This is a genomic window from Streptomyces sp. NPDC059524 (assembly GCF_042749255.1).
GTDB classification, from domain to species: Bacteria; Actinomycetota; Actinomycetes; order Streptomycetales; family Streptomycetaceae; genus Streptomyces; species Streptomyces xanthii.
Genome location: NZ_JBHYTK010000210.1, coordinates 1 through 9,717 on the forward strand (window position 1 = coordinate 1; position 9,717 = coordinate 9,717).

Annotated in this window: 8 protein-coding genes; 3 read left to right on the plus strand and 5 right to left on the minus strand. The window is 71.8% G+C overall.

All coding sequences use genetic code 11. The features are described from left to right. Positions 1–155 precede the first annotated feature (155 nt). From ACFW9D_RS35340 to ACFW9D_RS35360, 5 genes are all read right to left on the minus strand, one after another. A complete protein-coding gene (locus tag ACFW9D_RS35340) occupies positions 156–3,290 on the minus strand; it encodes an efflux RND transporter permease subunit (protein ID WP_384629065.1) in 3,135 nt (1,044 codons plus the stop codon). A 168-nt stretch (positions 3,291–3,458) separates the two neighbouring features. After that, complete coding sequence (locus ACFW9D_RS35345) at positions 3,459–4,148, minus strand: response regulator transcription factor (RefSeq protein WP_188339345.1); 690 nt, start codon at positions 4,146–4,148, stop codon at positions 3,459–3,461. Continuing rightward, a complete protein-coding gene (locus ACFW9D_RS35350) occupies positions 4,145–5,392 on the minus strand; it encodes a sensor histidine kinase (protein ID WP_384629067.1) in 1,248 nt (415 codons plus the stop codon). Before ACFW9D_RS35350 ends, ACFW9D_RS35345 begins: the two co-directional genes overlap by 4 nt. Before the next feature lie 82 nt (positions 5,393–5,474). After that, the gene (locus ACFW9D_RS35355; protein WP_384629070.1) at positions 5,475–5,753 is read right to left on the minus strand and encodes a hypothetical protein; all 279 of its coding nucleotides are present in this window, start codon (positions 5,751–5,753) and stop codon (positions 5,475–5,477) included. 41 nt (positions 5,754–5,794) lie between these two features. Next, a complete protein-coding gene (locus ACFW9D_RS35360; protein ID WP_188339343.1) occupies positions 5,795–6,592 on the minus strand; it encodes a PspA/IM30 family protein in 798 nt (265 codons plus the stop codon). A 230-nt stretch (positions 6,593–6,822) separates the two neighbouring features. Here ACFW9D_RS35360 and ACFW9D_RS35365 point away from each other — a divergent pair, with 230 nt between their 5' ends. The 3 genes from ACFW9D_RS35365 (at position 6,823) to ACFW9D_RS35375 (ending at position 9,436) form a co-directional block, all read left to right on the plus strand. Next, a complete protein-coding gene (locus ACFW9D_RS35365) occupies positions 6,823–7,473 on the plus strand; it encodes a DUF3043 domain-containing protein (protein WP_188339342.1) in 651 nt (216 codons plus the stop codon). Between the two features lie 83 nt (positions 7,474–7,556). Next, positions 7,557–8,267 carry a bifunctional 2-polyprenyl-6-hydroxyphenol methylase/3-demethylubiquinol 3-O-methyltransferase UbiG gene (locus ACFW9D_RS35370; RefSeq protein ID WP_188339341.1) on the plus strand — a complete coding sequence of 237 codons (711 nt, stop codon included), beginning with the start codon at positions 7,557–7,559 and terminating at the stop codon, positions 8,265–8,267. Positions 8,268–8,362: 95 nt separating this feature from the next. Continuing rightward, a complete protein-coding gene (locus tag ACFW9D_RS35375; RefSeq protein ID WP_384629074.1) occupies positions 8,363–9,436 on the plus strand; it encodes a S1C family serine protease in 1,074 nt (357 codons plus the stop codon). Positions 9,437–9,717: the final 281 nt, after the last annotated feature.

Below are 9,717 nucleotides of genomic sequence, written 5' to 3' on the forward strand. Positions count from 1 at the left end.
GGCTTCTCGCGCAGTTCCCCGCGCCCCTGAAATGCAGACCCTTCGGGTCGCATTTTCCCGAGGAAGGCGCAGCCTTCCCAGGGGCGCGGGGAACTGCGCGGCCAGCCCCCACCGGGGCGAGCGTCGGATGATGCGCTCGCCCCGGCGGCGGGGCGTCAGGCCTTCGCAGGCTCCGGGTCGGACTCGGATTCGGGGGTCGCCTGCTCCGGCAGGGCGGCCCCCTTCTTCGCGGCCCGCTTCTTGGCCCGCCGCTCCTTGCGGAGCTCCAGCATCGCGTAGAGCGTCGGGACGAGGAGCAGGGTCAGCAGGGTCGACGTGATGAGGCCGCCGATCACGACCACCGCCAGCGGCTGCGCGATGAAGCCGCCCTCGCCGGTGACGCCGAGCGCCATCGGGAGCAGGGCGAAGATCGTGGCCAGGGCCGTCATCAGGATCGGGCGGAGCCGGTGCCGGCCGCCCTCGACGACCGCCTCGACGACGCCCAGGCCCTGTGCCCGGTACTGGTTGATGAGGTCGATCAGCACGATCGCGTTCGTCACGACGATGCCGATGAGCATCAGCATGCCGATCATCGCCGGGACGCCCATGGGGGTGCCGGTCGCGACGAGCAGGCCGATCGCGCCCGTGGCCGCGAACGGGATGGAGACCAGCAGGATCAGCGGCTGGGCCAGCGAGCGGAACGTCGCGACCAGGAGCAGGAAGACGATCGCGATCGCCGCGAGCATCGCCAGGCCCAGGTTCTTGAACGCGTCGTCCTGGTCGGAGGTGACACCGCCGATGGTGGCGGTGGCGCCGGCCGGCAGGTCCAGCTTCGCGAGCTTCGACTGGAGGTCGGCGGAGACCGCGCCGGTGTTGTCCCCGGTCGGCTTGGCCGTGATCGTGGCGGCGCGGGCGCCGTCGATGCGGGTCATGGAGACCGGGCCGTCGACGAGCTTCACCGTGGCGATGTCGCCCAGGGTCAGACCGCGCGGACCCATCGGCAGCTTCTTGAGCTCGGCCATGGTCGTGGCCGGCTTCGCCGACTTCACGACGACGTCGCGCTCGGTGTCGTCGAGGATCGCCTTGCCGCTGGTGGTGCCGCGCACCGCCTGGGCGACGGCCGCGCCGAGCGTCGTGTCGTCGAACCCGGCCGCGGCGGCCTTGGAGTTGGCCTTGACCGAGATGCGCGGGACGGACTGCGACAGGTCGCTGGTCACGTCGGTGACGTCGTCGAGGGAGGCGACGGACTCGCGGACCTGCTCGGACGCCTTGTCGAGGACCTCCGCGTCGGCGGCCTTCACGACCACGCTGAGGTCCTGGCTGCCGAAGCCGTCACCGGCCGCGATGGTCGTCGTACCGATGCCGGACAGCTTGCCGAGCTCGCGCTCGATGCGGTCCTGCGTGTCCTCGTAGGAGGCCTTGTCCTTCAGGGTGACCTGGTACGAGGCCTGGTTGGTGTCGGTGCCGCCGCCGAAGGCCGCCATGAACCCGGAGGAGCCGACGGTGACCTGGTAGTCCTTGACGGCGTCGATGCCCTGGAGCGCCTTCTCGATCTTCCGCGCGGAGGCGTCGGTCGCGGCGAGGCTGGTGCCGGGCTTCAACTCCTGCTTGATGGACAGGACTTCCTGCTCGCCCTGGTCGAAGAAGTTCGTCTTCAGGAGCGGGGCCATGCCGAAGGTGCCGACGAGGACGACGGTCGCGAGGGCCACGCTGGTGAGGCGGCGACGGGTCGCGAAGCGCAGCACCGGCACGTAGATCCGCTGGAGCCGGGAGCGGGCCTCCTTCTCCTCGGCCTTGCGGCGGGCCTCCTCCGGGTCGACGCCCTGGATCGCCTTCGGGGCGCGCAGGAACCAGTAGGAGAGCACCGGCACGACGGTCAGGGAGACGAGGAGGGACGCGAGCAGCGCCGCCGTCACCGTCAGGGAGAACGAGCCGAACAGCTCGCCGACCATGCCGCCGACCAGACCGATGGGCAGGAACACGGCGACCGTGGTGAGCGTCGACGAGGTGACCGCTCCGGCGACCTCGCGGACCGCCGTGAGGATGGCCTCCTTGCGCTCCTCGCCGTAGCCGAGGTGCCGCTTGATGTTCTCCAGGACGACGATCGAGTCGTCGACGACGCGGCCGATCGCGATGGTCAGCGCGCCGAGCGTGAGCATGTTGAGCGAGAGGTCGCGGGTCCACAGGACGATCAGCGCGAGGACCACCGACAGCGGGATGGAGACCGCGGTGACGAGGGTGGAGCGCAGCGACGCGAGGAAGACCAGGATGACGATGACGGCGAAGAGCAGGCCGAGCGCGCCCTCCGTGGTCAGTCCGGAGATGGACTTGGAGACGGCGGGGCCCTGGTCGCTGACGACGGTGAGCTTCGCGCCGGCGCCGAGGTCCTGACGCAGGCCGGGCAGCTTGTCCTCGACCGCGTTCGAGATGGCGACCGCGGAGCCGTCCTGGTCCATGGTGACCATGACGGCGAGGCTGGGCCGGCCGTCGGTGCGGGTGAGCGAGTCGGCCGTGGACGGCTCCTGCTTCACGGTGGCGATGTCCCCGAGGCGTACGGGCTTCTTGACGCCCTGGCCGGTGATCATCAGGTCCTCGATCTGCCGCAGCGAGGTGAACCCGCCGCCGACCTGGACCGTGCGGTTCTTGCCGCTCTCGTCGAAGGAGCCCGCGGGCAGCGTGGCGCCGCCGGAGCGCAGGGACTGGCCGAGCGTCATGACGGAGACACCGGCCGCGGCCATCTTGCGGTCGTCCGGCGTGACGTTCACCTGGAGGTCGCGGACGCCGTCGACGGTGACCTGGGAGACGCCGTCGATGTCCTTGAGGGCCGGTACGACGGTCTTGTCGAGCTGGTCGGCGAGCGCCTGCTGGTCCTTGTCGGAGGTGACGGCGAGGACGACGGTCGGGATGTCGTCGGTGGAGCCGGCGATCACCTGCGGGTCGACGTCGTCGGGCAGTTGGGCGCGGGCCCGGTTCACGGCCTGCTGGATGTCGGCGACGATCTGCTTGGAGCCGTTGCCGAAGTCGAACTGGGCCATCAGGACCGCGTTGCCCTCGGAGGCCGTCGCGGTGATGCCGGTGACGCCGTCGACGGCGTCGATGGAGTTCTCCAGCGGCTCCACGACCTGCTTCTCGACCACGTCCGGGGACGCGCCCTGGTAGGGGGCCAGGACGGAGACCATGGGCAGTTCGATGGAGGGCAGCAGCTGCTGCTTGAGCTGGGGGATCGCGATCGCGCCGAAGACGATCGCGATGACGGACATCAGGCCGATCAGGGCGCGTTGGGCGAGGCTGAATCTCGACAGCCAGGACATGGGCGGGGTCTCCGGGGGCGTGGGACGACGAGCGGACTGCGGCCCGCCCACACGGACGCGCACAGGGGGCCGCTCATACTTTCAGCCATCCCCGCGGCCCGATTCGTCGCTCCCAGGTCCCGTCTTCACGCTCCGCGTACTGCGGGTGTAGTACGTGACGGGTGGGGCTCACTCCACCCTTGGACGGACCAGGCCCGATTCGTACGCGATGACGACGAGTTGGGCGCGGTCGCGGGCGCCGAGCTTGGCCATCGCCCGGTTCACATGGGTCTTGACGGTGAGCGGGCTGACCTCGAGGCGTTCGGCGATCTCGTCGTTGGAGTGGCCGCCGGCGACGAGGACGAGCACCTCGCGCTCGCGTCCGGTGAGCGCGGCGAGCCGCTCGGCGTGGGCGCCGCCGGTGCGGCCGTCCTCGTCGAACCCCTCGCCCTGGGCGAGGAACTTGGCGATGAGTCCCTTGGTCGCGGCCGGTGAGAGCAGCGCGTCGCCCGCCGCCGCGACGCGCACCGCGCCCAGCAGTTCCTCGGGTTCGGCGCCCTTGCCGAGGAAGCCGGAGGCGCCCGCCCGCAGCGACTGCACGACGTACTCGTCGACCTCGAAGGTGGTCAGCATGACGACGCGGACCTGGGCGAGCGCGGGGTCGGCGCTGATGGCGCGGGTGGCGGCGAGGCCGTCGGTGCCGGGCATCCGGATGTCCATGAGGACGACGTCGGGGAGGTGTTCCTGGGCGAGGGCGACGGCCTCGGCACCGTCGGAGGCCTCGCCGACGACCTCCATGTCGGCCTCGGAGTCGACGAGGACGCGGAAGGCGCTGCGCAGCAGGGCCTGGTCGTCGGCGAGCAGTACCCGGATCGTCATGCGCCGGTGTCCCCTGACGTCGTGGTGGGCGAAACGGCCCCGGTGGTGCGGGCCTTGACGGGAAGGATCGCATGGACGCGGAATCCGCCGCCGTAGCGCGGTCCGGCGCTGAGGGTGCCGCCGAGGGCGGAGACCCGCTCGCGCATGCCGAGCAGTCCGTGGCCGCCGCCCTCCTCGGGGACGGACCGGCCGGGGGTGGCCTCGGGTCCGTTGTCGAGGACGGTGATCTCGACGTTCGGGCCGACGTGCACGACGCTGACCTCGGCTCTCGCGTCGGGGCCCGCGTGCTTGTGGACGTTGGTGAGGGCTTCCTGGACGACGCGGAAGGCGGCGAGGTCGACGGCGGCGGGCAGCGTGGGGGCGTCCTTCGCGCGGGCCACCTCGACGGGCAGGCCCGCGTTGCGGAACGTGCCGACGAGGTCGTCGAGCCGGTCGAGTCCGGGGGCCGGTTCGGTGGGGGCCTCGGGGTCTCCGGACTGGCGCAGCAGGCCGACGGTGGCGCGGAGTTCGTCGAGGGCGGAGCGGCTGGCGGTGCGGACGTGCGAGAGCGCCTCCTTCGCCTGGTCGGGGCGCTTGTCCATGACGTGGGCGGCGACGCCGGCCTGCACGTTGACGAGCGCGATGTGGTGGGCGACGACGTCGTGGAGGTCGCGGGCGATGCGCAGCCGTTCCTCGGCGACTCGGCGCCTGGCCTCCTCCTCGCGGGTGCGCTCGGCCCGTTCGGCGCGTTCGCGGATGGCGTCGACGAAGGCGCGCCGGGAGCGGACGGCGTCGCCGGCCGCGGCGGCCATACCGGTCCAGGCGAAGATCCCGAGGTTCTCCTGCGCGTACCAGGGCAGCGGGCCGACGAACATGGCGATGCCGGTGAGCAGGGCCATCGTGGCGAAGCCGACCCGCCAGGTGGTGGGCCGGTCGGTGGTCGCGGCGACGGTGTAGAGGGCGACGACGGCCGACATGACGACGGGGGCGCGCGGCTCTCCGGTGACGAGTTCGACTACGGAGACTGTGGCGGTCGCCGCGAGGACGTACATGGGGGCGACGCGGCGGAAGACCAGGGCGGCGGCGCCGAGCACCATGAGGGCGAGGCTGAGGGCGTCGGGGGTGCGGGCGCCCCAGGCGTAGGTGCCCTCCGGACCGTGGGGGTCGACGAAGGAGCCCGCCACCATCGCGAACAGGACGCCGAGGGCGACGATCGCGTCCAGGGCCAGGGGATGGGTCCTGGCCCACCGTACGAGCGAGGTCACCGGCGTCACGGTAGCCTCCCCTCCCCGCTCGCCGTCCGGGTGGGGAGGGTCCGACGGGAATCTCCCGGAAACCTGCCCGGGATCAGCCAGGGATCAGTCCGTCGTCGGAGAGCATCGCCCGGACCTCGTCGAGCGACGCGTCGGGCGCCGGGAGGATCAGCTCGGACGGCTCCAGGGAGTCGTCCGGCAGCGGGGAGCCGAGCCGGCGGACGGCGTCGAGGAGGGCGGCCAGGGTCTGGCGGAAGCCCTGCTCGTCGCCGCTCTCCATCTCGGCGAGGAGTTCGTCGTCCAGCTTGTTGAGCTCGGTGAGGTGGTCGTCCGCCAGCCTCACCTGCCCCTCCCCCATGATCCGTACGATCATGACGAGCGCCCTCCTCGTAGGCGATGCGGCCTCTCGAAGCTCTACTGCTTGTCGAAGCGCGGAGTGTCCTGCGACTGCCCGCTCTGCTGACCCTGGCCCTGGCCGCCCTCGATCGCCTGCTGGGACGAGGAGGAACCACCGGCCAGCTCGGCCTTCATGCGCTGCAGTTCCAGCTCTACATCCGTACCACCGGAGAGCCGGTCCAGCTCGCTCTGGATGTCGTCCTTGGCGAGTCCGGACGGGTCGTCGAGGGCGCCGGAGGCGAGCAGCTCGTCGATGGCGCCGGCGCGGGCCTGCAGCTGGGCGGTCTTGTCCTCGGCGCGCTGGATCGCGAGGCCGACGTCGCCCATCTCCTCGGAGATGCCGGAGAAGGCCTCGCCGATGCGGGTCTGTGCCTGGGCCGCCGTGTAGGTCGCCTTGATGGTCTCCTTCTTGGTGCGGAAGGCGTCCACCTTGGCCTGGAGGCGCTGGGCCGCGAGGGTGAGCTTCTCCTCCTCGCCCTGGAGCGTCTGGTGCTGCGTCTCCAGGTCCGTGACCTGCTGCTGGAGCGCGGCGCGGCGGGAGAGGGCCTCGCGGGCGAGGTCCTCGCGGCCGAGCGCGAGCGCCTTGCGTCCCTGGTCCTCCAGCTTGGAGGACTGGCCCTGGAGCTGGTTGAGCTGCAGTTCCAGGCGCTTGCGGCTGGTCGCCACGTCGGCGACGCCGCGGCGCACCTTCTGCAGCAGCTCCAGCTGCTTCTGATACGAGTAATCGAGGGTCTCGCGAGGGTCCTCGGCCCGGTCAAGGGCCTTGTTCGCCTTCGCGCGGAAGATCATCCCCATACGCTTCATGACACCGCTCATGGGCTTCGCGCGCCCCCTTCTGACCGACTCCAGCTCCAGCACTGCGACAGAACCCACAGTACGGGTCCTGTCTCCATTACCGCACTGTTCAGGTGCGGATGCGCTCATCCCCGAGGACGACTGCGTCCTGCTCGGGGTCCCGCGCAGGGAGTAGGGAGCCCCCGTCTCCCCTCGGGGTCCCGTGCCCCTGTCACCGGGTATGGACGCAGGGTGTTGCCGGATCGTTCCCCATGGGCCTGTGGTCCATGCACGTCCAGCACGTACCCTTGGTTTTTGTGTTCCGTAGCCGATCCAAGGACGACAAGGCGCCGGCCGACAAGGCCCCGGTGACCGCCTCCGACGCGTCCAAGCAGACCCGAGACCCGCAGGCGCCCAAGGGCCGCCCCACGCCCAAGCGCAGCGAGGCCCAGTCGCAGCGCCGCAGCGTGGCCAACACCAAGATGTCGCCGAAGGAGGCCCGCGCCCGCTCGCGCGAGGAGCGCCGCACCGCGATGGAGCGCCAGCGCGCGGCCCTCGCGAGCGGCGACGAGCGTTATCTGCCGGCCCGTGACAAGGGCCCGGTGCGCAAGTACGCGCGCGACTTCGTCGACTCGCGTTTCAGCATCGCCGAGTACTTCCTGCCGATGGCGGTGATCATCCTCGTCCTGAGCATGGTCCGCGTGGGCTCGCTGCAGAACATCGCGCTGCTGCTGTGGCTCTTCGTGATCGTCGCGATCGTCATCGACTCGGTCATCACGGGCTTCCGCCTGAAGAAGCAGCTGGCGGAGAAGTTCCCCGACCAGCCGCGCAAGGGCGCCGTCGCCTACGCGCTGATGCGCACGCTCCAGATGAAGCGGCTGCGGCTGCCCAAGCCCCAGGTCAAGCGCGGGGAGCGGCCCTGAGCACCGAGGCCTTCGCCGGGGACGCCCCGCAGGCCTGGCTGGACAAGCTGGGCGGTCTGCGGAACGTCGTACGGCAGGAGCTGGTGGCCCGGCAGCTCGACGAGCAGATAGCCGGGCGCTTCCCCGTGGGGCGGCGGCTGCGCGTGCTCGACGTGGGCATGGGCCAGGGCACGCAGGCGCTGCGCCTGGCCCGGGCCGGTCACCAGGTGACCGGTGTGGAGCAGGATCCGACGATGGTGGCCGCGGCGCGCCAGGCGCTCGCCGTGGAGCCGGAGGGGGTGCGCGAGCGGGTCCGGCTCGTCGAGGGTGACGGCCGGGACACCGGCGTGCACTTCCTGCCCGGCAGTTTCGACGTCGTGCTCTGTCACGGCGTCCTGATGTACGTGGAGGACCCGGACGCGCTGCTCGCGGGTCTGGCGCGGATGCTGGCCCCGGGCGGGCTCCTGTCGCTGCTCGTGCGCAACGCGGACGCGCTGGCGATGCGCCCCGGCCTGGCCGGTGACTGGGTCACGGCCCTCGGCGCCTTCGACTCGACGATGTACGCGAACCGGCTGGGCCTGGACGTGCGGGCCGACCGGCTCGACACGCTGACCTCGACCCTCGCCGGGATCGGGGCCCCGCTGCACGCCTGGTACGGGGTGCGGGTCTTCACGGACCAGGCGGCCGACGGCCCGCTGGTACCGGAGCAGCGCGGCGAGCTGCAGACGCTGCTCGCCGCCGAGGAGCGGGCGGGCCGCACGGAGCCGTACCGGCGGGTGGCGGCGCTGCTGCACCTGTGCGGGGTGCGGGGCTAGACCCGCTCCGGGGAGGGGCCGACGTCCGGTGGGCGTCGGCTCGTTCGGCGGTGCAGGACGCGCGAGCCCTCTCGCACGAACGTGACAATCCGGGCATGAACGTCTTTCGCGCGCGTACCGTGCGCCTCGCTCTTCCGCTGTCCGGTGTGCTGTGCGCCGGGGTCCTGCTGTCCGGGTGCTCCGGGTCCGAGGGGGCGGCGCGGTCCACGACGCGGGCCGCCGTACCGGCCGCGCAGCAGAAGGCCGGTGACAGCCTCCAGGACGACTACATGCAGGTCATCAAGCAGGTCCTGCCGTCGGTCGTGCAGATCCAGGCGTCGTCGGACCTCGGTTCCGGAGTCGTGTACGACGGCGAGGGGCACATCGTCACGAACGCCCATGTGGTGGGCGACGAGAAGACCTTCCGGGTCACGACGGCCAACAGCACCGACGAGCTCTCGGCGAAGCTCGTCTACTCGTACCCCGAGCAGGACCTCGCCGTGATCAAGCTGGACAAGGTGCCGGACGGGATGAAGCCGGCGAAGTTCGCGGACTCCGCGAAGGTCGCCGTCGGGCAGATCGTGCTGGCGATGGGCTCGCCGCTGGGCCTGTCGTCGAGCGTCACCCAGGGCATCGTCTCGGCGACGGGCCGCACCGTCAGCGAGGGCCGCTCCGGCGGCGGCACCGGCGCGACGATCGCGAACATGGTGCAGACCTCGGCGGCGATCAACCCGGGCAACAGCGGCGGCGCCCTGGTGAACCTCGACGGGCAGGTCGTCGGCATCCCCACGCTCGCGGCGACCGACCCCGGCCTGGGCGGCAGCGCGGCACCCGGCATCGGCTTCGCGATCCCGTCCTCGATGGTCACGACCGTCGCCGACCAGGTGCTCAAGGACGGGAAGGTGACGGACTCGGGGCGGGCCGCGCTCGGCATCAAGGGCCGCTCGGTCCTCGACGACGCGTACCGGCCGGCCGGGGTCGGGGTGGTCGAGGTGACGGACGGCGGGGCCGCGCAGAAGGCGGGCATCCGGCCGGGCGACGTCATCGTGCGGATCGGCGACACGGACGTGACGACGACGCAGTCCCTGTCCGAGGCGCTGGCGGAGGAGAAGCCCGGCGACAAGGTCTCGGTGACGTACACGCGGGACGGCGCCGAGAAGAAGACGACGGTCACCCTCGGCGAGATCTGACCCGGCCAGGGCGCGGGGAACCGCGTGGGGCGGAGCCACGACGCTCGCCCCCGCGGCTCGGCGGACGCGCCGCGCAAGGGGGGCGGGGAACCACGTGAGCCGGAGCCACGGCAGTCAGCCGCACACCCGGCCTCGACAGCCACGCCCCTGCCAGGAGCGCGAGGAACCGGGCCGGAGGCAGTGCGCGGGGGGCCCGCCGCGGCGGGGCCCGGGGGGCGCCCCGCCCCCCGCCCGGGGCGGCCGCGGCGCCACGGGCGCGGGCGCGGGGGGGTATAAACACA